This window comes from Xanthomonas phaseoli pv. dieffenbachiae (assembly GCF_008639345.1).
GTDB classification, from domain to species: domain Bacteria; phylum Pseudomonadota; class Gammaproteobacteria; order Xanthomonadales; family Xanthomonadaceae; genus Xanthomonas; species Xanthomonas phaseoli.
Map to the genome: position 1 here is coordinate 3,538,775 of NZ_CP041380.1, position 25,694 is coordinate 3,564,468.

23 protein-coding genes and 1 riboswitch are annotated in these 25,694 nt (G+C 66.6%); of the genes, 8 read left to right on the forward strand and 15 right to left on the reverse strand.

From position 1 onward, the window contains the following. Positions 1-39: 39 nt before the first annotated feature. From FLG15_RS15910 to FLG15_RS15940, 7 genes are all read left to right on the forward strand, one after another. The gene (locus FLG15_RS15910; RefSeq protein WP_057677808.1) at positions 40-801 is read left to right on the forward strand and encodes an HpcH/HpaI aldolase family protein; all 762 of its coding nucleotides are present in this window, start codon (positions 40-42) and stop codon (positions 799-801) included. After that, complete coding sequence (locus tag FLG15_RS15915) at positions 802-2,943, forward strand: TonB-dependent receptor family protein (RefSeq protein ID WP_150146768.1); 2,142 nt, start codon at positions 802-804, stop codon at positions 2,941-2,943. It abuts the gene before it with no gap. Between the two features lie 235 nt (positions 2,944-3,178). Continuing rightward, a complete protein-coding gene (locus FLG15_RS15920) occupies positions 3,179-4,405 on the forward strand; it encodes an ATP-grasp domain-containing protein (RefSeq protein WP_150146771.1) in 1,227 nt (408 codons plus the stop codon). After that, positions 4,402-6,204: an IucA/IucC family protein gene (locus FLG15_RS15925; protein WP_057677805.1), complete on the forward strand. Its 1,803-nt coding sequence runs from the start codon at positions 4,402-4,404 to the stop codon at positions 6,202-6,204. The genes FLG15_RS15920 and FLG15_RS15925 overlap by 4 nt, the downstream gene beginning before the upstream one ends. Continuing rightward, positions 6,201-7,397 (forward strand): MFS transporter, encoded by a 1,197-nt coding sequence (locus tag FLG15_RS15930; protein ID WP_039568183.1) that lies wholly within the window; start codon positions 6,201-6,203, stop codon positions 7,395-7,397. The genes FLG15_RS15925 and FLG15_RS15930 overlap by 4 nt, the downstream gene beginning before the upstream one ends. Then, positions 7,375-9,144 (forward strand): IucA/IucC family protein, encoded by a 1,770-nt coding sequence (locus tag FLG15_RS15935; RefSeq protein WP_057677804.1) that lies wholly within the window; start codon positions 7,375-7,377, stop codon positions 9,142-9,144. The genes FLG15_RS15930 and FLG15_RS15935 overlap by 23 nt, the downstream gene beginning before the upstream one ends. Next, positions 9,141-10,430, forward strand: a complete 1,290-nt coding sequence (locus FLG15_RS15940) for a type III PLP-dependent enzyme (RefSeq protein WP_057677803.1) — start codon at positions 9,141-9,143, stop codon at positions 10,428-10,430. The genes FLG15_RS15935 and FLG15_RS15940 overlap by 4 nt, the downstream gene beginning before the upstream one ends. Here FLG15_RS15940 and FLG15_RS23540 read toward each other — a convergent pair. From FLG15_RS23540 to FLG15_RS15995, 12 genes are all read right to left on the reverse strand, one after another. Next, entirely contained in the window at positions 10,334-10,702 is a 369-nt protein-coding gene (locus tag FLG15_RS23540; protein WP_237377086.1) for an AraC family transcriptional regulator, read from the reverse strand. The genes FLG15_RS15940 and FLG15_RS23540 overlap by 97 nt on opposite strands. Positions 10,703-10,717: 15 nt before the next feature. Further along, positions 10,718-11,245: a helix-turn-helix domain-containing protein gene (locus tag FLG15_RS23545; protein WP_237377085.1), complete on the reverse strand. Its 528-nt coding sequence runs from the start codon at positions 11,243-11,245 to the stop codon at positions 10,718-10,720. Positions 11,246-11,490: 245 nt separating this feature from the next. Then, positions 11,491-12,216, reverse strand: a complete 726-nt coding sequence (locus tag FLG15_RS15950; RefSeq protein WP_150146773.1) for an adenosylcobinamide-GDP ribazoletransferase — start codon at positions 12,214-12,216, stop codon at positions 11,491-11,493. After that, on the reverse strand, positions 12,213-12,803 hold the full coding sequence (locus tag FLG15_RS15955; protein WP_057677801.1) for a histidine phosphatase family protein: 591 nt from the start codon (positions 12,801-12,803) through the stop codon (positions 12,213-12,215). The genes FLG15_RS15950 and FLG15_RS15955 overlap by 4 nt, the downstream gene beginning before the upstream one ends. Next, the gene (cobT, locus tag FLG15_RS15960; protein ID WP_057677800.1) at positions 12,800-13,846 is read right to left on the reverse strand and encodes a nicotinate-nucleotide--dimethylbenzimidazole phosphoribosyltransferase; all 1,047 of its coding nucleotides are present in this window, start codon (positions 13,844-13,846) and stop codon (positions 12,800-12,802) included. Before cobT ends, FLG15_RS15955 begins: the two co-directional genes overlap by 4 nt. Then, complete coding sequence (cobU, locus tag FLG15_RS15965) at positions 13,839-14,363, reverse strand: bifunctional adenosylcobinamide kinase/adenosylcobinamide-phosphate guanylyltransferase (RefSeq protein ID WP_057677799.1); 525 nt, start codon at positions 14,361-14,363, stop codon at positions 13,839-13,841. The genes cobT and cobU overlap by 8 nt, the downstream gene beginning before the upstream one ends. Continuing rightward, positions 14,351-15,826 carry a cobyric acid synthase gene (locus FLG15_RS15970; RefSeq protein WP_057677798.1) on the reverse strand — a complete coding sequence of 492 codons (1,476 nt, stop codon included), beginning with the start codon at positions 15,824-15,826 and terminating at the stop codon, positions 14,351-14,353. Before FLG15_RS15970 ends, cobU begins: the two co-directional genes overlap by 13 nt. Further along, on the reverse strand, positions 15,823-16,806 hold the full coding sequence (gene cobD, locus FLG15_RS15975) for a threonine-phosphate decarboxylase CobD (RefSeq protein ID WP_057677797.1): 984 nt from the start codon (positions 16,804-16,806) through the stop codon (positions 15,823-15,825). The genes FLG15_RS15970 and cobD overlap by 4 nt, the downstream gene beginning before the upstream one ends. Positions 16,807-16,899: 93 nt before the next feature. After that, the gene (cbiB, locus tag FLG15_RS15980; protein WP_057677796.1) at positions 16,900-17,814 is read right to left on the reverse strand and encodes an adenosylcobinamide-phosphate synthase CbiB; all 915 of its coding nucleotides are present in this window, start codon (positions 17,812-17,814) and stop codon (positions 16,900-16,902) included. Between the two features lie 70 nt (positions 17,815-17,884). Continuing rightward, positions 17,885-18,496, reverse strand: coding sequence for a cob(I)yrinic acid a,c-diamide adenosyltransferase (gene cobO, locus FLG15_RS15985; RefSeq protein ID WP_057677795.1), 612 nt, complete (start codon positions 18,494-18,496; stop codon positions 17,885-17,887). Further along, entirely contained in the window at positions 18,493-19,098 is a 606-nt protein-coding gene (locus FLG15_RS15990) for a hypothetical protein (RefSeq protein ID WP_057677794.1), read from the reverse strand. Before FLG15_RS15990 ends, cobO begins: the two co-directional genes overlap by 4 nt. After that, the gene (locus tag FLG15_RS15995; RefSeq protein WP_057677793.1) at positions 19,098-19,691 is read right to left on the reverse strand and encodes a hypothetical protein; all 594 of its coding nucleotides are present in this window, start codon (positions 19,689-19,691) and stop codon (positions 19,098-19,100) included. The genes FLG15_RS15990 and FLG15_RS15995 overlap by 1 nt, the downstream gene beginning before the upstream one ends. Here FLG15_RS15995 and FLG15_RS16000 point away from each other — a divergent pair. Next, the gene (locus FLG15_RS16000; protein WP_139790915.1) at positions 19,651-19,884 is read left to right on the forward strand and encodes a hypothetical protein; all 234 of its coding nucleotides are present in this window, start codon (positions 19,651-19,653) and stop codon (positions 19,882-19,884) included. The two genes, FLG15_RS15995 and FLG15_RS16000, sit on opposite strands and share 41 nt — an antisense overlap. Positions 19,885-19,986: 102 nt before the next feature. Here the strand turns inward: FLG15_RS16000 and btuB are convergent, their stop codons facing one another. The 3 genes from btuB to clpB form a co-directional block, all read right to left on the reverse strand. Further along, positions 19,987-21,864, reverse strand: coding sequence for a TonB-dependent vitamin B12 receptor (btuB, locus tag FLG15_RS16005; protein ID WP_057677810.1), 1,878 nt, complete (start codon positions 21,862-21,864; stop codon positions 19,987-19,989). A 114-nt stretch (positions 21,865-21,978) separates the two neighbouring features. Further along, positions 21,979-22,202: riboswitch (cobalamin riboswitch) on the reverse strand. A gap of 228 nt (positions 22,203-22,430) precedes the next feature. Beyond that, a complete protein-coding gene (locus tag FLG15_RS16010; RefSeq protein WP_057677809.1) occupies positions 22,431-23,012 on the reverse strand; it encodes a DUF4291 domain-containing protein in 582 nt (193 codons plus the stop codon). A gap of 84 nt (positions 23,013-23,096) precedes the next feature. Further along, the gene (gene clpB / locus FLG15_RS16015; RefSeq protein ID WP_057677792.1) at positions 23,097-25,682 is read right to left on the reverse strand and encodes an ATP-dependent chaperone ClpB; all 2,586 of its coding nucleotides are present in this window, start codon (positions 25,680-25,682) and stop codon (positions 23,097-23,099) included. Positions 25,683-25,694 lie beyond the last annotated feature (12 nt).

A 25,694-nucleotide genomic window follows, 5' to 3' on the forward strand; every position in this document is an offset into this window, starting at 1 on the left:
AGTGCAGGATGAGCGCCCGTTTCTTCGGCGGCCTCTTCCATGGCGGTTGCAGTCGGCATCCTCAATGCATTGCCAAGCGTGCAGCTCTGCGAGTTGCTGGGCCGCATCGGCTATGGCTTTGTGGTACTCGATCTGGAGCATGTGTTGCGTGGGCCGGACGCGCTGGAACATGCCATCCGCGCCTGCGAGTTATCCGGCTGCGAGGCCTGGGTGCGCGTGCCGGAAATAGACGAAAAGCTGATCGGCCGGGTGCTGGATGCCGGTGCGCGCGGGGTCGTGATTCCGCGTACCGAGTCTGCCACGCAGATCGGCGATGCCATCGCCGCAGCGCGCTTCCCGCCGCTGGGCCGGCGGGGTCTCACCGGCGGCCGTGTGACCGGCTTCGGCAATGTCGATCTGCCCACCTACATCGCGCAGGCCAATGCGAACATCCGTATCGTGCCGATGATCGAAAGCGCCGCCGGCGTGGCTGCCCTGCCGGAGATTCTTGCCATCCCCGGCGTGGCCCTGGTGATGGAAGGCGCGCTGGATCTTGCGCTGGATCTGGGTCTGGGTCCGCAGCCCACCCACCCGCAGGTGTGGGAATTGCTGCTGCAATTGCATGCGCAGTGCCGTGCTGCAAACGTCCCGTTCTGCCCCAACCCGCGTACTGACGCGCAACGTGCGCACTGGCTGCAGCAGCCGGAGCTGCGCTGGCTGCTGGCCGGCGAAGACCGCGCGCTGATTCAACGCGCCTTGCGCGGCCATTTGGCCGGCCTTGCCGTTCCCCAATCACTTTCCGCCTGCAGGAGCACGCCGTAGATGTCGACGTTCCGTTTCCACGCCTTGGCTATCGCGATCGCGGCGAGCACGCTGACGCTGCCGCAACTGGCGCGCGCAAGCGATACGCCAGCGGCCGAGGCGCCTGACGCCACCGTGGGCGGCACACCGATTCGTGCGCTGGACGCGATCCAGGTGCAAGGCAGCCTGCTCGGGCGCTCCAAGCCCGACGATGTGCAGCGCTACGCCGGCAGCCGCCAGGTCATCGACCGTGAGCAGTTGCGCAATGGCGGCAATCGTTCGTTGGACGATGCATTGCAGCGCGTGCCCGGTATCAAGATCTTCGATGAAACCGGCACCGGCGCGCTGCCACAGCTGATGCTGCGTGGCCTGTACGAAAGCCGCAGCGGCCGCGTACAGGTACTCGAAGACGGCATTCCATTGGCATTGGCGCCATATGGGCAGACCAGCCTGTCATTGTTCCCGGTGGGGTTGAACCAGATCGACCGCATCGACATCGTGCGCGGTGGCGCGGCGGTGCAGTACGGGCCGAACAACGTGGGCGGGGTGATCAACCTGGTCAGCAAGGAGATCCCGAGCGCATGGAGCACGACGCTGGCGCACAAAATCACCGCCGGCGGCCAGGGCCAGTTCCTGCAGGACAGTGCGCTCAGCAGCGGTGGGTACCTCACCGATCATTTCGGCATGCAGGTGGATGCCAATCGCACCTATGGCGAGTACTGGCGCGCACATAGCGACACCGACATCAGCAATCTGCGCGTACGTGCCGAATGGTGGCTGGACGACACTAAGCTGCTCAAGGCCAGCGTGCAGCGTTATCTGGTCGACATGGATCTGGCCGGCGCCCTCAGTCCGGACGATTACCGACGCGACCCGCGCCAGTCCACCCGCCCGCTGGACAGCTTCAACGGCCGCACCACACGTGCATCGCTGAGCTACGAACAGCTGCTGGGCGATTGGGGCCCGATGCAGGACGTACGCCTGGATTGGAGCAACTTCAGTGCACGCAGCAGTCGCAATTTCATTGTCGGCATGCGCCAGGCTTCCACCGAAACATGGCGCTCGGACTTGCCGCCGCAGCTACGTCAGACCGCGCCGCGCGACTTCCGCATCTTCGGCAGCGAACCGCGTTTGCGCTGGAGCATGGGCGATAGCGGTGGCGTGCGTCAGCAGTGGACTGCCGGGGTACGTGCAGTGCACGAGGACATCGATTTTCTGGTGGGCAACCTGCGCCTGAGCGATGGGCTGTTCACCAACGTGCGCGACTGGCAGTTCGAAGACCGCGCGTTGGCCGCGTACATCAGCAACGCCATCACACTGCCGGACGAGCGCGTGACGATTACGCCGGGCCTGCGCTACGAGCGCCTGGATTCGCGCTATTTCAATCGCGCCACTGGCGTCAGCACGCTCAACCAGACCCGCGATGTCCTGCCCGGGCTGACGTTGGGCTTCCAGGCAAATGCGCAGTGGTTCTTCTATGCAGACGGGCAGCGCTCGATGCGTGCGCCGCAGGTCACCCAGATCATCTTCGGCAACAACCTGGATGCCGAGCTGGCATGGAATTACGAGGCGGGTGCGCGCTATCAGCCCAACGAGCGGACACGGATCCAGCTGGGAGGCTACCTCATCGATTTCGATCAACAGATTCAACTCGACAACACCACCCGCGTGTTCCGCAACCTGGGCAAGACCCGCCATCAAGGTGGCGAGCTGGAACTGCAGTGGAGCCCTGCGCAACTGCGTGCGCTCACCCTCAATGCCAGTTACGCCTATCTGGATGCCAGCCAGGAATCGGGCGCATTCCGCGGCTTGCGCGTGCCTTACACCTCGCGCAACCAGCTCACGCTGGGCGGCACTTACGCGCTCGGTCGCACCACTGTCGCGCTTTCGGGCTATTACTTCAGCAAGGCCTTCAGCGACGCCGCCAACACCGTGCAGGAGAATGCCATCGCTTCGATGGGTCAGTTGCCGGCCTACATGGTGTGGAACACGCAAGTGAGCCATACCTTGTTCGAACGCGATGGACAGAAGTTCAGCGCATCGTTGGCGATCAACAACCTGTTCGACCGGCAATACTGGTTCCGTGGCGTGGACACCAGCCCCTGGGGGCGCCAGGCCGCGCCTGCGCGCACCGTCACTGCCGGACTGGAGTACACGTTTTAAACCTGCATCACCTGGCAAGCGCTGCACACGACCCACGCACACGGCGTAGGTTGCGCGTGAAGCAACGGCGGTTGTACTGACCGCCGCCAAGACAACGGCGTGCATGAGGCACGCATCATTGCCGCAGCACGCGGCATGCGATCGACGTATCGCAGGCCACCCAACGCCGCCATGGCGCTAGGCAGCCCCGTTTCAGTACCGGTTTTCCCCACCGTCCTGTCGAACGAGAGCTGCCATGACTGCGACATCCGCTGCACCGTTGGTGATCCTCACCCATGTCTGCCATCCGGCCATCACCGAAGGATTCCTGCCCGCCGCGCACGCGCTGGGCCTGCCGGTGTGGTTGCTGACCGACCACCGGCTCGATCACCTGGCCTATTTCCGCGAGCATCCCGCCCATGCACCGCAGCGGGTGATCGAATGCGATGTGTTCAATCCGCTCGGTGTCCTCGATGTAATGCACGATGCAGACATCGCCCCACGCGCGGTGTTCAGCAATAGCGACCACCTGCAGACCAGCACCGCGCTGGTGGCCGCAGCGCTCAGCCTGCCGGGCAAGGACTGGCAGGTGTGCTACGCCGCCAAGAACAAGGCGGCGATGCGCCAACGCTTGCGTGCGCAGGGGCTCCCCTGCCCGTGGTTTTGCACGCTGAGCCCGGGCGCCGGGTTGCCGGCACAGATTCCATGGCCGGTGGTGGCCAAGCCTCGCGAGGGCGTGGCCAGCCTGGATGTACGCTGCTGCGCCGATGCAGCGCAATTGCAGGCCTACCTGGACGATGGATGGGAGCGCCATCCGCAGCGCACCGTGCTGTTGGAAGGCATGCTGGAAGGTGCGCTGTTTACGCTGGAAACGCTGGGCGATGGCAAGCACCTGCAAGCCCTCGGCGGCTTCAAGGTGCGTTTGTCGCCGCCGCCGCATTTCGTCGAATGCGAAGCGCAATGGGATGCCGACGTGGATACGCCGGTGATCGCGCAGGCGCTGCATCAGCTGCGCGCGTTCGGTGTCGGCTTCGGGCTGTGCCATAGCGAATTCATCCTCACCGCCGATGGCCCGGTGCTGGTGGAGATCAATTACCGCAGCATCGGCGATCGGCGCGAATTCCTGCTCGACGAGATGTTTGGCAAGCAATGGTTCAACGCGGCGCTGGCACCGCATCTGGGCCTGCCGTTGCCACCGCTCCGCGGTGCCCATGCACATGCCTTGCTGCGCTACTACGTGGCCGAACACGACGGCGAATTGGTCGCCGCCAGCGAAGACCGCCGCCAGCGCGATACGCACAGCGACGTGCAGTACCGGCGGATGCGCGCACCGGGCGAGCGCATCCGCCTGAGCCATTCTAACAAGGATTACCTGGGCGTGCTGAGCGCATTGGCACGCGATGCGCAGACACTGCAACAGGCAGTGGTGCAGGCCGAAGCGGGCCTGCAGTGGCGCATCGATGGCACGGAACTGCGCGCATGAGCAGCACGGCCGACCAACGCTACATCGCCACCCGCATCATCGATGCCTGCCTGCGCGAAGACGTGCGCGGGATTGCGACCCGCGGCAGTGCGGCGGTACCGGATGCGCAGGTGCTGGCGCAGTGGACCGACCCCAGCCCGGTGCATGGCTGGTGGTGCATCGCCCACCTGCCCGGCGGCACGCTGTGGCTGCCGATCCATCGTCAAGGCGTGCTGCAGGACATCGGTGCCTGCGGCGACAGCTGGATTGTGCGCAGCGACGACGGCGTGCATGTCGAACGTGGCGCACACGCCTGGCTGCACCGCATCAGCGCAGAACTCGATGCCCAAACGCAACAGCTGCATCGCGCCTACGCCGACGAAGCCGACTGCGCCGCCGCGCACCGCGGGCTGGCGCGGCAGGCCTACCACGCGCAGGCGCCGGCGTTGCGCACTGCGCTGCATCACCCCGATGCCGCCGAGCGTGCCTACCGCTGCGATCAGCTGGCCAGCTACCGCGACCATCCTTTCTATCCCACCGCGCGTGCCAAGGCCGGGCTGGACGCGGCCGAGCTGCGCCACTACGCACCGGAATTCGCGCCGACTTTTGCGCTGCACTGGCTGGCGATTCCGCAGGCGTTGGCGCAATGCACCAGCGCCGCGCCGGCCGAGCTATGGCCGGATTTCGCCAGCCTGGGACTGCCACCCGAATTGGCCGCCACGCATCTGCCCTGGCCGGTACATCCGCTGATGTGGGAGCGCTTGGAGCAGGAGGGCTTCGCGCTGCCCGAGGACGTGCTGCGAGCACCGAACGCCTGGCTGGACGTGCGTCCGTCGCTGTCGGTGCGCACGCTGGTGCCGCCGCAGCACCCACAGCTGCATCTCAAACTGCCCATTCCGATGCGCACCCTGGGCGCCCTCAACCTGCGGTTGATCAAACCCTCCACGCTGTACGACGGGCACTGGATGGAGCGCGCGTTGCGGCACATCGATGCGCTGGATCCTGCACTGCAAGGCCGCTGCGTGTTCGTCGACGAGTCGCACGGCGGGCATGTCGGCCAGACGCGGCATCTGGCCTATCTGGTGCGGCGTTACCCAGCGCTGGACGATGCCACGCTGGTCCCGGTCGCTGCGCTGTGCGCGCCCATGCCCGATGGCCGCCCGATGGCGATCCATCTTGCCGAGCGTTTTGCGCATGGCGATGTGCTGCGCTGGTGGCGCGACTACACCGAACTGCTGCTTGCCGTGCATCTGCGCCTGTGGCTTGGTTACGGCATCGCGCTGGAAGCCAATCAGCAGAACAGCGTGCTGGTGTATTCCGATGGCCAAGCCACGCGCCTGTTGATGAAGGACAACGACGCTGCGCGGATTGCGCTGCCGCAATTGCGCGCGGCGCTGCCGGAGCTGGATGCATTGGGCCCGCTGCAGGATGCGCGGATTGCGGTAGACCACCCGCAGGCGTTGGCGCAGATGTTCTGCACGATCGTGCTGCAGCTGGATCTGCAGGCGGTGCTGGAAGGCTTGGCCGAATGGCAACCCGCACTCCGCGCGCCGCTGTATGCGCAACTGCAGGCCCAGCTCGCTGCAACGCTGGCGCAACTGGAGGGCGATGGCATCGATATCGGCCCCGCACGCCGCCTGTTGGCCGCGCCACGGCTGCCGGTGAAATACCTGCTTAGCGCTGGCAGCCTGCTCAGCAAGCACCTCACCGGCGCCAGCGACATCAACAAGTTCTACGGCGACAGCGCGCCCAATCCATTCGGCGACGCGTTCGCCGATGCGCACCAACCGCCGCGCAGGCAAGCGGGCGTGCCACGATGAGGCGCATCCTGGGTCCGGTGCTGGCTGCGCATTATCTGGCGGCATTCACGGCGTTGGGCATGCCACTGTTTCTGCCGCAGGTCTTGGCCGAACTTGCGCCGGCGGCCGCCGTGGGCTGGAGCGGCGTGCTGTATGTGTTGCCCACGCTCTGCACCGCACTGACGGCAAGCAGCTGGGGGCGCTGGGCAGACCGCCATGGACGCAAGCGTTCGCTGCTGCGCGCACAACTGGGCCTGGCGCTGGGCTTTGCGATTGCCGGCTTCGCGCCGTCGCTGAGCTGGCTGGTGATCGGCCTGGTCGTCCAAGGCACCTGTGGCGGTTCGCTGGCAGCGGCAAATGCGTATCTGGCCAGCCAGCCGCAGGCCGGCCCGTTGGCGCGTGCGCTGGACTGGACACAGTATTCGGCCCGCCTTGCCATGGTGAGTGCACCGGCACTGCTGGGGCTGGCACTGGCGCTGGGTCCTGCGCAATCGCTGTATCGCGCACTGGCGTTGCTGCCATTGATTGCCTTTGCGTTGACGTGGCGACTGCCGGCCGACCAGCCGGCTGCGCGAGACCACCCTACCGGCAAAGCGGTCACGTCTTCCAGGCACGCTGCTTCATCTGCCGCATCGCCGCGCACCACTGCCGCGCCGTCGTGGCCGGCCCTGCTGCTCGCACAGTTCTTGTTCTGCTTCGCGATGGTGGTGACGTTTCCGTATTTCATTCCGTATGCGCTCGCGCGCGGTGCCGGCCACGATGCGCTCGCCGGCCTGCTCTACAGCCTGCCGCACCTGGTGTATCTGGTGGTGCTGCCGTGGTGGCGACGCGGCGATGGCCAGGCATGGCTGCTACCTGGCCTGGCGTTGTTCGCGGTGGCCTGCGTGTGGCAGGCGCTATTGCACGATGCCCTCGCACTGGCGGTGGCGCGGCTGTTGTTCGGCCTGGGCATGTTGTTCGCGCTGCGTGGGCTCAACCGCAGCCTGGCGCACATTGCCAGCGGGCATGGCGCCGGGCGCCTGTTCGGCCGCTTCGATGCCTGCGGCAAATGGGCCGGCGTGTTCGCCGGTGCCGCTGCCGGCGCGTTGGCACAGGCGTCCGGCCCCGCCACCCCTTTCCTGGCTGCCGCGCTGGCCGCGGCCGCTGCTGCGCTCACCGTTGTGGTGCGCTTTCCTTCGAGGAGAACTGCCGATGTCGCCGCACACGATGCATGACCCCTGGTACGACAGCATGGCCGACGCGCAGGCCTGCAGCTGCTGGTTGAACTGCTATCTGCGCGAATTCGCAATTCCGCAGCGTGCAGTGCAGTTCGACTATCGCGGGCTGGATCGCCCCGGCCCGCGCGTGGCCGAACACCGCTGGCTGCGCATCGATCTAGGCCAGAGCGGTGCACTGTGCGTGCGCATTGCCTATGCCGACCGCTTGGGCCGCTGCCGTTTCGCCTCCGCGCCGTTTCTCAAGAGCGCCGGCAAACCGTGGCATAGCCTGGATGCACAAGCGCTGGCACGCTGCCTGCTACAAGCCTTGGCCAGCACGCAGGCCATCAACCCGGAGCTGTTGGCGCAAAGCGCCAATAGCGTGGCCGTCACCGCTGCGTTTTTGCGCCAGGCGCAGCTCACCGCCGCCACCGGCGAGGCAATGATCGACGCCGAACAATCGATGCTGTGGGGGCATGCACTGCACCCGACGCCCAAGAGCCGCGAAGGTGTGGATCTGGATCAGGTGCTGGCCTGCGCACCGGAGGCGCGCGCGTCGTTCCAGCTGTTCTGGTTCCGCATCGACCCGCGCCTGCTGCGCATCCAGGGACGCGACGTGCGCGCGACATTACGGCAGCTCAGCGGCAGCGACGATCTCTATCCCTGCCACCCCTGGGAAGCGCAGCGGCTGCTCGATGCCCCGTTGCTGCGCACCATGCAGGCACGCGGCCTGATCACGCCGATCGGCCCGTTAGGCGATGCACTGCGGCCGACCTCGTCGGTCCGCACGCTGTATCACCCTGAGCTGGCATATTTCCTCAAGTGTTCGGTGCATGTGCGGCTCACCAACTGTGTGCGCAAGAACGCATGGTACGAACTGGAGAGTGCGGTTGCGCTCAGCGAGCTGCTGGCGCCGAGCTGGCGTGCCCTGGCCATGCAGGTACCGGGTTTCGATGTGATGCTGGAGCCGGCCGCGACTTCGCTGGACGTGGCCTTGGTCGATCCCGCCTTGCATGCCGCCGATCCGCTGGCGGCGCGCACCTTGTCGGAGAGCTTCGGCATCCTGTACCGGCAAGGCATTCCCGCTGCGCAACGTGCACGCTGGCAACCGCAGGTGGCTGCGGCGTTGTTCACCTGCGATGCGCAGGGCAATAGCGTGTGCGCCGCGCGCCTGCGGGCGCTCGGCAGCGCACAGATGAACCGTCGCACCGCAACGCTGCTGTGGTTTGGCGCCTATGCCGGGCTGCTGCTGGATGGAGTGTGGAGCGCGCTGTTCCAGCACGGCATCGCGCTGGAGCCGCACCTGCAAAACACCGTGATCGGTTTTGCCGACGGCTGGCCGACGCGGGTATGGATCCGCGATTTGGAAGGCACCAAGCTGCTCGCCCACCACTGGCCGGAAACACGCCTGCGCGGCGTCGGCGAACGCGCACGCCAATCGCTGTACTACACGCCAGAGCAGGGCTGGAACCGGGTGGCGTATTGCGCGCTGGTCAACAACCTGGCCGAGGCGATCTTTCATCTCAGCCAAGGCGATGCCGCACTCGAAACGCAGCTTTGGCAATGCGTGGGCGAGATCGCGCTGCGCTGGCAACAACGCCATGGCGCGCAAGCGGCGTTGCAGGGTCTGGTCGACGGCGCAGCACTGCCGGGCAAGAACAATCTGGGGACCCGTCTCTGGCAGCGTGCCGACCGCCAGTCCGACTACACCGCACTGCCGAATCCCATCCCCCGCATCACGGCGCAGCGGCAGGTGGCGGCGTGAGTCTGCAGATCGATACCGCCGCAATGCTTGCCGCCTTGCCGCAGCTGCGCGAACGCTGCGAGGGCCCGGTCTGTGCGTATGTCTACGATCTGGCGGCACTGCACACGCATGCGGCCTGGATGCGTGCGCAGTTGCCGGCGCAGTGCGAACTGTTCTACGCGGCCAAGGCCAATGCAGAGCCACCGGTCCTGCGCACGCTGGCAACCCATGTAGACGGCTTCGAGGCCGCCTCCGGTGGCGAGCTGGCCTGGCTGCATGCGCAGCAACCACAGGCACCGTTGCTGTTTGGCGGCCCGGGAAAACTCGACACCGAGCTCGCCCAGGCAGCCGCCCTGCCCGACTGCACCGTGCATGTGGAAAGCCTGCGCGAACTCGAACGGCTGGCGGCGATCGCGACGCACGGCGGCCGCTGCGTGCCGGTGTTCCTGCGCATGAATATCGCCGTGCCCGGCGCGCAAAGCACGCGCTTGATGATGGGCGGGCAACCCTCGCCGTTCGGTCTGGATCCGTGCGATCTGGATGCAGCAATGCAGCGGCTGCAGGCAAGCCCGTCGCTGCGCCTGGAAGGCTTCCATTTCCATCTGATGTCGCATCAACGCAACGCCACCGCGCAGTTGCATCTGGTGGCCGCCTACCTGCGCACCGTGCAGCAATGGCGGCAAACCTATGCGCTTGGGCCACTGCGGGTCAACGCCGGTGGTGGCTTCGGTGTGGACTACCTGGCACCGGAAGCGTCGTTCGACTGGGCCGGCTTCTGTGCCGGGCTGCCTGCCCTGCTGCGGGAACACGGGACAGACCTGCGCCTGCGCCTGGAGCCGGGCCGTTACGTCAGCGCCAGCTGCGGTTGGTACCTGATGGAGGTGCTCGATCTCAAACGCAGTCACGGCGCCTGGTTTGCGATCGCCCGCGGTGGCACGCATCACTTTCGTACCCCGGCCGCGCAAGGCCACGATCATCCGTTCCGTGTGGTGCGCGGTGAGCGCGCGCCCGTGTTGCGCGATACCCGGGTGACCCTGGTCGGCCAGTTGTGCACGCCCAAGGATGTGCTGGCACGCGATCAGCAGGTCGCCGCGCTGGCGCCCGGCGATTGCCTGGCCTTTCCGCTGGCGGGCGCGTATGCGTGGAATATTTCGCACCAGCACTTTCTGATGCATCCGGCACCGCAGATGGTGTTTTTGCCGGCAACACATCACCCGAGTGATGTGGCCCCGTCCGACCGCTGCACGGGCAGCCGGATGTCAGCACGCAACTCGGCTTCGGCGACGCTTTCCGGATCGTCGAGATAGAGGTAATGCAGCGGTGCCTCGCGCAGGGCATAACCGCTGTCCGGCAGCCAGCATGCGAGGATGTGGTCGAGTGCGTCTTCCAGTTCCGCGTAATTTCCCACATGACGCACGAGCGCGTGCAGGCCACCGCCGAGTTGGCGCAGGTGCAGGGGCGCTGCCGGCGCCACGGCGGTGTTGAATGCCATCGAGCAGTCGAACACGTGCTGCTGCGGCGGTATATCGCGGTGGTCGCTCAGCGGCAGCCCGATCAGCGCCTGCAAGTGGTCGATCACTGCGCTGCGCTCGGCCTACGCGGCGATGCGGCCGAAGCCACGGTCCAGGTCATCGAACGCGCCACGCTTGCGCAGCACCACCAATTCCAGGGGGTCGAGCACCTGCACCACCACCTGCAATGGCGCGTTGTGCGCCTGCGCCGGCAGCGACGGGCCGGCCAGTTGCTGCAACTTCTGCGCGCGCAGCTGCGGTGCATTGCGCAGGCTGGACGGGCTGGCCTGCAGCACCGTCCGAAACGCGCGCGCCAGCGCCTGCGGGTTGTGATAGCCGACCGCCAATGCCACCTCGGTGACCGAGCGGCCCTGCTCGCCCAGCAGACGCAGCGCATGACTCAGGCGCAACCGCGCGGTGGTCGTCCCCAATGTCTCGCCTGCCAAGGCCCGGTACACGCGATGAAAATGTGGCGGCGATTGATGCGCCAGCGCAGCCAGCGTGGCCAGGTCCGGCAGCGGTTCGCCAGCGCGGATGCTGGCCTGCACATGGGCCACGACGCGCTCGACCGCACGCTGCCGATGGAAGACGACCGAGGTTGCTGCTGGCATGGGCGACTCCTCTGGAAGGCGCTGAGCATCGCGCATACTGGCATTCGGCCCGGTCCCGATCTTGCGCATTTGCGGGACCTGGCCAGGTTGTTCGGGTGTCGCGACCTACAGTGGCCTGCGTCCGTTCGCCAGTCGTCGAGCCACTGTTGACCACGCCCTGGCCTCCAGGCAAAGCAGCGATCCATACCACTCCACGCAGCAGGCGTGCTTGCCCAACTCCCTCGCCATTCGGTTGCACGCAGCCTTCAGCTCGCTTGCAGCGCCAATGCCACCAGCACTGCTGTTTCGCTGACCTCCACCAATGCACCGCAGGTATCGCCGGTCATGCCGCCCAGGCGCTGCAGGCAGGCGCGACGCCACACCACGCCCGCCACCGCACAGGCAAGCAAGCCGCGCAGGAGTCCGGCGGCGAAGGCGCAGGCCAGCCCGAGCAGCAACGACCACTTCAAGACAGCTCGCGCGCTGCCAACCAGGCCACTGCCGAGCCCGCCGGCACGCACGTACGGCGTCGTCAAAAACGCGGCCAACAGCGACGTGCGCGCCAACAGCGGAGCAAGCCACACCATACCCGGCGCCGCGGGCAACAGGGCGGCCAGCGCCGCGCATTTGAGCAGCAAGATCAGCACGACCGCAGTCACCGCCATCGGGCCGCTGGTGGGATCTTTCATGATCGCCAACGTGCGCGCGCGATCGCCCATGCCGCCGACCCAGGCATCGGCCATGTCTGCCAGGCCGTCGATGTGCAAGGCGCCGGTAATCCAGACCCAACTGCTCAGCATCATCGCAGCCGCGAGCAGCGGCGCCGCGTCCCGCAGGCACCACGCCAACGCGCTCACCACTGCGCCGACCAGCAGCCCGACGGCCGGATACCACGGCAGCGAACGCGCATGTGCGCCGGGCCGGGCGAACACCCAGCCGGGCACCGGCAGGCGGGTCAGGAACCCGACCGCGGCAAGCAAGCCGTCGATCATCCGGACCTGGACGCCATGGACACGGCAGTCGGCGTCGCGGCGGCTGGTGGCCAGGCCAGCGGATGCAGCGAGGCGTGCGGCACGGCGATATCGGTCATGCTGCCGAAGGCGCGGGCTTCGACGATGCAGCGCAGCGCGCGAATGGCGCCGCCGTGGGTAACTACCAGCACGCGTTGCGCCGGGTGGCCTGCCACGATGTCGTCCAGTGCCGCAGACAAGCGCATGCAGAAATCGGCAAACGGCTCGGCCTGCGGTGGCGGGTGGCGCAGCGGGTCGGCCCAGAAGCGGCCCAGCGCTTGTCCTTCGTCGCGGTCGATATCGGCCACCGGCACGCCCTGCCAGCGGCCGAAGTGATATTCGCGCAGGCGCGGCTCCAGCTGCAGCGGAATGGCACGCGCTTGGGCCAGTTCGGTAGCGAACAACGCGCAACGTTGTAGCGTGGAGGCGACGACTGCATCCCACACGCCATCGGCCGTGGCCGCACGCAATTGCTGCCAGCCCAGTTCGGTGAGCGGGTCGTCGAGCTGGCCGCGATAGCTGCGTTGCCCCGTGTCGCCATGCCGCAGCAAGGTGATCTGCGCACTCATGCGTCCGACACCCCGGCTTCGGCGAAGGTCGCCATGCCGTTGTGCAGGGCGCAGGCGCTGCGCAGCAGCGGAATCGCCACCGCCGCGCCGCTGGCTTCGCCCAGACGCAGGTCCAGTTGCAGCAGGGGCTCGGCATCCATTGCGCGCAACAGCGCTGCATGTCCACGCTCCTGCGAGCGATGCCCGAACAACAACCACTCGCGCACGCCGGGATTCAGGCGAGTGGCCACCAGTGCCGCCGCCGTGGTGATGAAGCCATCCACCAGCACCGGGATGCCGGCCTGCGCGGCGGCGATATAGGCGCCGACCAGCGCAGCGATTTCGAATCCGCCCAGCCGGCGCAGACGCTCCAGCGGGCTCGATGCATCGGCATGCAGGGCCAGCGCACGCGTGATCACAGTGGCCTTGTGCGCGATGCCTTCGGCATCCAGGCCGGTGCCTGCGCCGGCCATCGCCTGCGGGAACTGCGACAGCAAGGCACAGCCCAGCGCCGCGGCGGCGGTGGTGTTGCCGATGCCCATCTCGCCGCCGACAAACAGCTGGGTATCGCAACTCTTGGCCTGCGCGATGCTGTCGGCACCGGCGGTGAGCGCATCGCGCAGCTGGGTGGCCGTCATCGCCGGCTGCTCGCAGATATTGGCGCTGCTAGGTGCAATCCAGGCACGCCGCACCCGCGGCAGGTCGCCGGGGTCGTTGACCACGCCCAGATTCACCACTTCCAGCCGCGCGCCCAGCTCGCGCGCCAGTACCGCAATGGCGGCGCCACCGCGCGCGAAATTGCGCACCATCTCGCCGGTGACCGCCTGCGGAAACGCCGACACCCCTTCGGCCGCGACGCCATGGTCGGCGGCATACACCGCGATCCAGACCCGCTGCGCTCCGGGCCGTTCGGTGCGTTGCCAGGCCGCCAGCTGCACTGCCAGGTGTTCCAGCCGGCCCAATGCGCCAGGCGGCTTGGTCAGCTGTTCCTGCCGGGCGAGCGCGGCGGAGCGCATGCGCGCATCCGGCACTGCACAGGCACCAAAGATCCAATCGCTACTCACACGCGCTCTCCTTCAACACCATCGGCAACCCTGCCACCACCCACACCACACGCTCGCACTGTAGCGCCAATGCCTGATGCAGCCAGCCAGCCTCGTCCACAAACCGACGCGTGAGTTCGCCCATCGGCACGATGCCCTGCCCCACTTCGTTGCTGACCAGCAGGATCTGCCCCGGCAACTGCGGCAGCGTTGCCAGTAGCGCGTCGCGCTCACGCGCGAACACGTCCGTCTCCGGGTGACCCAGCAGGTTGCTCAGCCACAGGGTCAGGCAATCCACCAGCACGCAGCGATCCGGCGCGGCATGCGCCTGCAGGCTTGCCGCCAGCGCGATGGGCTCTTCCACGCACTGCCAATGCGCTGGGCGTTGGCTGCGGTGATGGGCAATGCGCCGATGCATTTCGTCATCGAAGGCTTGCGCTGTGGCCAGGTAGGTCACTGCGCGCCCGGACGCTGCCGCGATGCGCTCGGCCAACGCGCTCTTGCCCGAACGGGCGCCACCAAGAATCAGTTGCCGCATGCCGGTTCCCTGCTGATGAGGCGTGTCAGTGCCACGGTATCCAGATGCGTGTGCACCGCATCGGCCAGACGCTCCAGGCTGGCTTCGCGCAGCGCGGCAAGATCCAGTGGCGCAGCCTGCGCCAGACCGGCCCATTCCAGCAATGCAGCCAGCGCCTGCGGGTGGTCGAACACGCCATGCACATAGGTACCCAGCACCTGGCCATCGTCGGAGATGGCGCCATCGGTACGCCCATCGTCCAGCTGCAGCAATGGCCGAGCCAGCGCAGCGCCGCTGCTGATGCCGCAGTGGATTTCGTAGCCGCTGACACTGGCATCGCCCAGCAGCAGGCGCCCATGCACGCGATGCAGTTGCTTGTGCGGCTGCAACGTGGTTTGCAGCGACAGCCATCCAAGACCTGGGCTGCTGCCCGCTGCGCCCTCGATGCCATCCGGGTCGTGGAGATGGGTGCCCAGCATCTGCAGTCCACCGCAGATACCAAGCAGTTTTCCGCCGTAGCGCAGGTGACGGGCAATGGCGGTGTCCCACCCGTGCGTGCGCAGCCACTGCAGATCGTGCCGGGTGGACTTGCTGCCCGGCAGCAGGATCAGATCGCACGGCGGCGGCATCTGCGCAGGACCGATCAAGCGCACATCCACCTGCGGATGCGCCAGCAAGGCGTCGACGTCGGTGTGATTGCTGATGCGCGGCAGCACCGGCACCACCACGCGCAATTGCGACTGTGGTTTCTGCGGCGCGTTGCGTGGCACCGCATCTTCGGCATCCAGCTGCAGGCCGTGCAGATACGGAAGGACGCCGAATACCGGCTTGCCCGTTTCGCGCTCCAGCCACGCCAGGCCGGGCTGCAGCAGCGCCAGATCGCCGCGAAACCGGTTGATCACAAAGCCGGCAACGCGTGCGCGCTCGCTGGCCGAGAGCAACGCCAACGTGCCGACCAGATGGGCGAACACGCCGCCGCGGTCGATGTCGGCCACCAGAATGACGGCGCAGTCCACCGCTTCGGCGTAGCCCATGTTGGCGATGTCGTTGGCGCGCAGATTGATCTCGGCCGGGCTGCCGGCACCTTCCACCAGCACCACATCGAAGCGCTCGACCAGGCGCGCGTGCGAGGCCAGCACCGCGTTGAATGCAGTCGCCTTGTAGGCGTGATACCCCACCGCATCCAGCGTGGCGACCGGATGCCCATGCACGATCACCTGCGCACCGGTATCGCTGTTGGGCTTGAGCAACACCGGGTTGAAATCGGTCTGCGGCTCCAGCCCGCATGCCTGTGCCTGCAATGCCTGCGCGCGGCCGATTTCGCCACCGTCCACCGTCACCGCCGAATTCAACGCCATGTTCTGCGGCTTGAATGGCGCCACCGCAATGCCCTGGCGATGCAGCCACCGGCACAGCGCGGCCACCAGCGTGCTCTTGCCTGCATCGGAGGTGCAGCCCTGCACCATCAGCACGCGCGCGCTCATGCCAGCACCTGGCGCAGCGCCACATCCAGGCGCGCTTCGCCCGCGGCATCGGGTGGAAGGCCGAAGCGCAGACTGGACGGTGTGTCGAATAGCCGGGTCAAGATGCCGCGTTGCGCCAGCGCGACGTGCAGTGCAGCTGCGTCGTCGCGCCGGCACCACTGAAAGAACGCCGTGCCCGCGGTAGGTACGATCGAATGCGCATGCAACAGCTGCGCAAGCCGCTGCGATGCCGCGTGCAGGCGCGCCCGTGCCTGCACCTGCCATGGCGTATCGGCCAATGCCTGCTGCACGGCCCACCGCGCCGGGCCGCTGAGCGTCCATGGCCCCAGGCGTTCGCGCAGGGCATCCAGCAGTGCGCGATCTGCACAGACAAAGCCCGCACGTGCGCCTGCCATGCCGAAGAACTTGCCCACCGAGCGCAACACCACCAGACCGGGCCGCTGGGTGAAGGCGCAGACGCTGTGTTGCGGGGTCGCGTCCATGAAGGCCTCGTCGATCACCAGCCACCCGCCGCGTGCTGCAAGCCGCGCATGCAGCTGCAGCAGCGTGTCGGGATCGAAGCGGTCGGCGCATGGATTATTGGGATGAATCAGCACGGCGACATCCAGCGTCTCACCTGCGTGCAGCAATTGCGCGGCGCTCATCGGCACGACCTGATGTCCGGCACGCTGCCATGCCTGCGCATGCTCGGCGTAGCCAGGTGTGAGCACGCCGACGCGGCCGGGCGCACGCAGCAGCGGCAAGACCTGAATCGCCGCCTGCGAACCGGCCACCGGCAGTGCCTGCGGCGCGCGGTAATAGGCAGCCGCGCACGCTGCCAGGCCATCGTCGTCTTCCGGCAAGCGCTGCCACACGTGCTCCGGAATGGCGGGCACCGGCCATGCGAACGGGCTCACGCCGGTGGACAGGTCCAGCCAGTGCGCGAGCGGAATGTCGTAAGCCTGCGCAGCGCGGCGCAGGCGCCCGCCATGTTCAAGCATGACGCGCCCCCGGTGATGGATTGGCGCGATCTGCGCCGGCGTAGACGGCGCGCCGGTGCGTGTTGGTCAAGCGCCGGACCATCCGCATGCCGATCATCGCATCGCCAGCGCGGTGGCCAGCACGCCCAGCAGCAGCCAGAACGCGACACCGGCACGCACCAGCCGCAATGCGCGTTGCACGCTGTTTGCGCTTGCTGCCGTGCCCTCGCCCAGTACGGGGCGGGCCTGCCACTGGCCGTGGTACGGCGCAGGCCCGCCCAATTGGACATGCAGCGCGCCTGCGCCCGCCGCCATCACGGGGCCGGCATTGGGGCTCTTCCAGCCGCGTCCCTGCCGCCACGCGCAGCGCATGCCCGCGCGGGTGCGACCCAGCACCGCGTAGGTCGCTGCGGTCAGCCGCGCTGGCAGCCAGTTCAATGCATCGTCGATGCGCGCCGCAGCCCAGCCGAAGTTGACGTAGCGCGGCGTGCGATAGCCCCACATGGCATCCAGCGTATTGGACAGCCGGTACAACACCGCTCCCGGTGCGCCCAGCGCGACGCCCCAGAACAGCGCGGCGAACACGGCATCGCTGCCGTTTTCCAAGACCGACTCGGTCGCTGCGGCGGCGACCTGGGTCGCGTCCAGTGCGGCCGTCTCGCGGCTGACGATACGGCCCACTGCAGCGCGGGCGGCAGGCAGATCAGTCGCTCGCAGCGCATCGATCACCGCTTGCGCGTGTTCGCCCAGGCTACGCAGGCCCAGCGCCAGATACAGCATGATCGCGGCAAACCCTGCAGCCGCCCAGGGCGACACGCACCACAGCCCCCATTGCACCACTGCAGCGACGCAGGTCAACGGCAACACGCTCACGCACCACGCCAGGACGCCGGCGCTGCGACGGTCGCGGTGCAAGCGCGCTTCGACACGTTGCGCCCAGGTGCCAAACAGCACCAGCGGATGGCCGCGCCGCGCCTCGCCAAGCAGCAAATCCAGGAGCACCGCAGCGGTGGCCGTCACCAGCAGCATGGCGTGCAGTCCCGGCGCATGCCAGCACACATGCCGAGCCAAACAGGGCATTGCACACATTCGCTCACGGCTACAGCTCGATGCCGAGTTGCGCCTTGATGCCGGCATTGAAGGCGTGCTTGACCAGGCGCATCTCGGTCACGGTGTCGGCGACCTCGATCAACCCGGCCGGCGCACCGCGCCCGGTGATCACCACATGCTGGCCGGGCGGCCGCGCGGCCACTGCGGCGAGCACATCATCCAGCGCGATGTAGCCCTTCACCAGGGCGATGTTGAGTTCGTCCAACAGCACGAAGTCGTAGCGCGCATCGGCCAGCATGCCGCGCGCGAGCTGCCAGGCCGCCTGCGCGGCGGCGATGTCGCGTGCGCGGTCCTGGGTTTCCCAGGTGAAGCCTTCGCCCATGACGTGGTAATCGAGCAGATCCGGAAAGCGACGGAAAAACGCTTCTTCGCCGGTCGAAAACGTGCCCTTGATGAATTGCACCACGCCGCAATACAGGCCATGCCCAAGCGAGCGCGCCAGCATGCCGAAGCCGGACGAGCTCTTGCCCTTGCCATTGCCGGTATTGACCAGCAGCACACCGCGGTCGATCACCGCACGTGCGATGCGCCGGTCGACCAGTTCCTTCTTGCGCTGCGCACGTTCGCGGTAATGCGCTTCATCATGCTCGGGGGTGGTCATGCGCGTGCTCCCATGGGTGGACGTGCACCAGCGGCGCGGTGTGCAGCCAACAGGGCGAAGGCCAGGCCGACATAGCCGGCCAGTGTTGCGAGGGCGTGTGGATAGTCCGCCGGCATGTGCGCAATGAACCCGCTCAGCGTGGCATGCGGGTAGCGACCAGACAGGAAATAAAAACCGGCCTTGGACAGCACATAGGCGGTGCTGCCGCTGATCAGCAACGCCAACAGCGGCCGGGTGACACGACGCCAGGCCTGGCGCTGCAGTTGCGATGCAAACAGCAGCCCGCCCCACCACAACACGGCGTACGCCAACGCCAAAGCCCAGTACGCCGGCGACAGGCACCAGTCGCTGCTGCTGCCCGAGGCCAGGCCGATCAGATCCAGCAGCGATACGATCCCGAACAGCAGCGGCAACATCCACAGCGGGCGGAGCAATGCACCGGCCAGAAAAAATACCGCCCATGAGGCCGTGGGCAACGCATCCGCATGCGCAAAATGCTCGCCGCGCGCACAGACCATCAAGCCGGCAAGTGCGATGCCGCATGCTCTGGCCGCACTGCCGTGCAACGGCAACGGTGTCGCTGCAGCGCGCCGCGCCATCATCACGACACTTCCGATGGCGTGGAGAACGGCGTTGCGGCGCGCAGATGACGCCAGCGCAGCACGCACCATGCAGCTGCCAGCACCACCGCCAGATACAGCGCTGTCGTGCGCACGAACAGCGGCCCCCACTGCCAGGCGCGCTGCAGATACTGCGCCCAGTGCGGGTCGGTGTAGCGTCCGCCCCACCAGTAGAACGCGCCATTGGAGATCAAGAACGACAGCACGGCGGCCAAGGTACCCAGACCCCAGGCGATGCTCAGCGACGCGGCACTTGCGCGCACACGTGCGTGATACGCGCGCCCGGCGTACCACAGCACGCCATAGGCCACCGGCAAGGCCGCGTAGGCCGCGGTGATGCAGAAGTCGCTGACGCCGGCCAGGCGCACCGCAGCCCAATCGATCGCCACCGACAACCCCAGCAAGGCAACGAAGTAGCCGTGCCGCCGCAATGCCAGGCCGCCGAGAAAGAAGACGGCCATGGATGCATCCGGCAGGTGCAGCCAGTCACTGACATGATGGAAGCGGGTCGCCGTCATCAGCAGCATTAAAGCGATGAACACCAGGCGTTCGGAAGAGCGGGACAACGGCGGCATCGATGGTCTCCTTCAGATTTTCGATCGCCACACGGATGGCGCAACAGACATCTGGCAAATGATCGCCCCTGCAAACCGTAGCGATCCTCGCATTCAGCGGCAAGCGCCGACTGCCCGGCCCAAGCTGCGCGTCGCCGGGGTCGGCGGCGCGCTTGGACCGGCTAACAACATGGTGCGTGCAATCGTCAGCTAAATGCGGACAGCGGGAGCAAATGCGGGATCCGCCTGGCCCATGCAGATCCAGGGCACCGCCCGCGACCAACCGGGGGCTGCGCGGCCGTATTGTCGGCTGCTCTCAGTGCGCCGGCTGGTAGCGGAAGGTCAGCAGATAATTGCGGCCTGGCTGGGCATACCAGCGTGCGGTTTCGTATTGGCGGTCGAACACATTGTTGGCGGCAAATTGCACCTTCCAGTCCGCGTTCACTGCATAACTCACGCGCAGATCCAGCAAGCCGTAGCCGGCCAGGCGATCGGTATTGGCCAGATCGTCGTAGCGCGCACCCGATCCGAACAGGCTTGCGCCAATGCCGAATGCACCGATGCTGCGGTCGGCATCGATCCGCCCGCTCTGGCGCGCACGCCGCGGCAGCCAGTTGCCATGATTGATCTCGCCATCGGCCTGCGGGGCAAGCCAGGTCAACGCGCTGCGCACGGTCCAGCCGGCCAGTTCAGTGTCGTAGCCCGCTTCCACGCCGCGGATGCGCGCCCGATCGATATTGTTCGGCTGCCCGAACGGATGCGTTGCATCCACCAACGAGGCGTCGTAGGCGATGAGGTCGTCGATACGGGTCTGGAACGCGCTGAGCGTCCAGGTGCCCCAGTCGTAGCGACCGCGCAGACCGAGCTCGGCACTCTTGGAGGTTTCCGGCCCGAGCAGCGGGTTTCCGTAATCGGGGTAATACAACTCGTTGAAGGTGGGTGCCTTGAACGCGGTGCCGTAGCTGGCCGTCAGGCGCAGATGCTCGGCAACATCCCACCCCCACAGCAGGCTGCCAGTGGTCTTGCCGCCGAACTGGCTGTTGTCGTTGCGGCGCAGGCTGGCTTGCAGCGATTGGCGGCCAAACGTCTGCTGCCATTGCGCAAATGCGGCGCGGTCGATGCGGCTGTCGGCATCGTAATTGTCGCTGCTGGCGATGGCGTCGCGCTGCCAATCGAAGCCGACCGTGAGCAGACCGGCGCCGGTATCGAGATCGGCCTGCAACGCACCCTGCTTGCGGCGGGTATCGTAGGTCGACAGGTAGGCGCCTTGGTAATACGCATCGCTCAGATCGGCGCTGCTGCCCACGCTGGCAGTGAGCTTGAGCGCCTCGCTCGGCGCGTAACGCACGCGGCCGCCGATGGCCTGCTGCACGCCCTTGCTCAGATTGCCGCCGAAGGCCGAGCCGTCGTATGCGTTGCGGCTCTGCGCGCGCACTGCATGCACATCGGCATCCCACTGGCGATTGAATCGCCAGCCGCCCTGCGCGCTCAACGAATCGTTGCGATAGCCGTCGCGGTCAGGGTCATAGGCGCTGGAGCTGGTATCCAGATACGCGTTGATCCCGTCGGTTTCGTCGTGCACGGCGTTCACCGAATACCAACCACCGGCATCGCTCAGATCGCCCGGGCTGCGCCCGGCAATGCCCGCCCCATAGCGGCGCGCGTTGTCGCTGCCAGCCGCCACGCTCAAGCTCGGCACGAAACTGCCTTGCGGGCGTCGGGTGAAGATCTGGATCACACCGCCTAGCGCTTCGGAACCATACAGGCTGGAAAACGGGCCACGCACGATTTCGATGCGTTCGATCTGCTCGATCGGCACATCCTGCAGCGCCGCACCGCCAGCGGTGGCCGAGCCGATGCGCACGCCATCGATCAGCACCACCACCTGGTCGGCCTCGGTACCGCGCAGGAACAGCGAGGTCGCCTTGCCGGGTCCGCCGTTGTTGGCCAGCGACACGCCCGCTTCGCCGCGCAACAGGTCCTGCAGGGAATTGACCTGACGACGCTCGATCTGCGCACGGTCGATCACCGTGACCGGTGCCAGGGTCTGGTCCTGGGTCTGGGCGGTCCGCGAGGCGGTAACCACGACTTGGTCCAGATCGATGGCGGCCTCGGCCTGGGCCGCACTGGCAACGCACAACGACAGCCCCACGGCGAGCACTGCACGACGCGGCGAAACGGAAGAAAGGGACATCAACTGCTGCTCCTGGAACCGCGCCAACCCGCGCGTGGGCAATCGGGCGGCAAGCAGCAACGGGCCAGGCGTCCGGCGCGCAGCGTCAGACGAGCAAGGCCACGCCCACCGCGTGCCGGGTCAATCCCTCAGGCCGGTCTCCGGGCTCGCGAGTGGAAGCTGGCGCTTCCGATGCCGCGCCTTCCCATGCGACTGCACAGTGGCGTATTGCGGCATCTGACCTCGCCCACCGTTGCGGGGGCAGCTCCGGAATTGCGCCTGGCCCAAGGCGACGCGCGCACCGGATTCCCGTTTAAACCACCGGCCAACCGGCAGTCGCCTCAGGGGCGCGCATGGTAGCAGGCGCCTCCCAGGTCTGCGACTACCGGCCAAGCCCGGCGCGTCGCCACGCGCCCTCAGCGGCGACGCATCGTCTACTGGCTTTCTCCTACCGGGACATTGCCCCTCCTTCATGGAGAGAAGCTGGCGCGCAGCGGCGGATGCGTGTAAGGGCGTAGCAAATGCGCGCTGCCTGCTCCGGTAGCGCAAGGGACGGGCAGCAACGGGCACGGCGACCGTCATCGCACTTATGCCGGAAGCGCGACTGCGTAAACCGCTTCGTCCGGCAGCAACGCGCTTGCTGCGGAAAGATCGTCGGCACACACAAGCGCGTGAATACGATGCGCCAGCGACGTCACGTCGGTGATCCGCCAAATCCACTCGCTCACATACAACTGGACGGCCTCCTGGCCGAGTCCGATCTGGATGGCGCGATGCGGCAGCGGCCGCTGCGACAGATCGCGCTCAGGATCCCACTGAATCCGCACCGGGGAACGGCTCTTGCGTTGCTCCCATTCTTCATGACGCATGCCGGGGTCGGGATGGCTTGGGCAGCTGTGCGCCAACGCCCACTCAAAGCCTTCGCGCGTCATGTCGATGGCGAGAATGCGCCTCTGGCCTTCGTCCTTATAGCCCCAGCCGGCGCGGTACATCATCCAAAGGAACGACGGCTTGACCCACGTCATCCGCTCCATCTTGAATGGCGGACTTACGAACCTTTGATGCTTCAGCGCGCTATCGGCAATGACGTCCGAATACGCCTGGTAGACCCGGATCGTCTTGTCGTCGTAGACCGCACGAATTTGTCGCGTTGGAACAGATGTCGTCATGACCTCGCTCGTGGTGTCACCCGCAATGCATGACATCTCGCAGATCGCCCCACATGCCGCGGAACGATCTGCACTCATGCGTACTCAGTCCTTGGTAAACACCAGCCGCCCGCCGTCTGCGCGCACGCGCACGCTATCGCCGCTGAGATACTGGCCGGACAGGATCTGCTGCGCCAGCGGGTTCTCCACCTGCGACTGGATCGCACGCTTGAGTGGGCGCGCGCCGTACACCGGGTCGAAGCCGACACTGCCCAGCACCTCCAGCGCGGTATCGTCCAGGTCCAGCTTGAGGCCGCGCTCGGCCAGGCGTTTTTCCAGGCCTTGCAACTGGATGCGCGCAATCGACTTGATCTGCGCCTTGTCCAGCGGATGGAACACCACGATGTCGTCCAGCCGGTTGATGAACTCCGGGCGGAAGTGCGCCTGCACGACGCCCATCACCGCGGCCTTCATTTGCGTATAGGCCTCGGCACTATCGTCGCCGGACAGCTCCTGGATCTGGTGCGAGCCCAGGTTGGAGGTCATCACGATGACGGTGTTGCGGAAGTCCACGGTGCGGCCCTGGCCATCGGTCAGGCGGCCATCGTCGAGCACCTGCAGCAGGATGTTGAACACATCCGGATGCGCCTTTTCCACTTCGTCCAGCAGGATCAGCGAATACGGACGACGACGCACGGCCTCGGTGAGATAACCGCCCTCTTCATAGCCCACATAGCCCGGAGGCGCACCGATCAGGCGCGCAACCGAGTGCTTCTCCATGAACTCGCTCATGTCGATGCGAATCATCGCCTCGGTGCTGTCGAAAAGGAAATCGGCCAGCGCCTTGCACAGCTCGGTCTTGCCCACGCCGGTGGGACCCAAGAACAGGAACGAGCCGCTGGGGCGATTGGGATCGGACAGCCCGGCGCGCGAACGCCGCACCGCGTCGGAGACGACCTTGATCGCCTCGTTCTGACCGACCACGCGATGATGCAGCTCCTCTTCCATGCGCAACAACTTGTCGCGCTCGCCTTCGAGCATCTTGTTGACCGGAATGCCGGTCCAGCGCGACACCACTTCGGCGATCTCCTCGGCGGTCACGCGGTCCTGCACCAGCTTGAAGTCGTGGTGCTCCACTTCGTTGGCCAGCAGCATCTGCTTTTCCAGCTGCGGCAGCACGCCGTACTGGATCTCGCTCATCTTGGCGTAGTCCTGGCGGCGCTGTGCGGCCTCCAGTTCCAGCTTGGCGTGCTCGATCTGCTCCTTGATCTTGGTGGTGCCCTGCAGCGCCGCTTTTTCCGACTTCCACACTTCATTGAGGTCGGAGAACTCGCGTTCGAGCTTGTCGATATCGCTTTCCAGATCGGCCAGGCGCTGCCGCGAGGCCTCGTCCTTTTCCTTCTTGAGCATCTCGCGCTGGATCTTGAGCTGGGTCAGTCGGCGCTCCAGGCGGTCGAGTTCCTCCGGCTTGGAGTCGATCTCCATGCGGATGCGCGAGGCGGCTTCGTCCATCAGGTCGATGGCCTTGTCCGGCAGCTGGCGGTCGGTGATGTAGCGGTTGGACAGCGTGGCGGCAGCCACGATCGCCGGGTCGGTGATCTCCACGCCGTGATGCACCGCATAGCGCTCCTTCAAACCGCGCAGGATCGCGATGGTGTCTTCCACCGTCGGCTCGCCCACGAACACCTTCTGGAAACGGCGTTCCAATGCCGCGTCTTTTTCGATGTACTTGCGGTATTCGTCCAGCGTGGTGGCGCCGATGCAATGCAGCTCGCCGCGCGCCAGCGCCGGCTTGAGCATGTTGCCGGCATCCATCGCGCCGTCGGCCTTGCCCGCGCCGACCATGGTGTGCAGCTCATCGATGAACAGGATGATCTGGCCTTCGTTTTTCGACAGGTCGCTGAGCACCGCCTTCAGGCGCTCTTCGAACTCGCCGCGGAACTTGGCGCCGGCGATCAGCGCGCCCATGTCCAGCGACAGCACGCGCTTGCCGCGCAGGCCTTCGGGCACTTCGCCGTTGATGATGCGCTGGGCCAGGCCTTCGACAATGGCGGTCTTGCCCACGCCGGGTTCACCGATCAGCACCGGGTTGTTCTTGGTGCGCCGCTGCAGCACCTGGATGGTGCGGCGGATTTCTTCGTCGCGGCCGATCACCGGATCGAGCCTGCCGCTCTCGGCGCGCGCGGTCAGGTCGATGGTGTATTTCTCCAGCGCCTGGCGCTGTTCCTCGGCGTTTTCAGACTGCACGGTTTCGCCGCCACGCAGCTTATCGATGGCCGCCTCGATCTTCTTCTTGTCGCCACCGGCCGCGCGCAACGCCACGCCCAGCGGGCTGGCATCGTCGGCAGCGGCCAGCACGAACCATTCGCTGGCGATGAACGCGTCGCCATGTTGCTGGGCGAGCTTGTCGGTCTGGTTGAGCAGGCGATTGAGGTCGTTGCCGATCGACAGGTTGCCTTCCTGCCCGGACACCTTGGGCAGCGTGTCCAGCGCCTCGCCCAGGCGCTCGCGCAGCAGCGGCACGTTGACGCCGGCCTGCGACAGCAGCGGACGCGTACTGCCGCCGCTCTGGTCGAGCAGAGCGGCCAGCACGTGCACCGGCTCGATGATGTTGTGGTCGCGGCCCACGGCCAGCGACTGCGCGTCGGCCAGCGCCTGCTGGAACCGCGAGGTGAGCTTGTCCATCCGCATGGGTGATCCTCT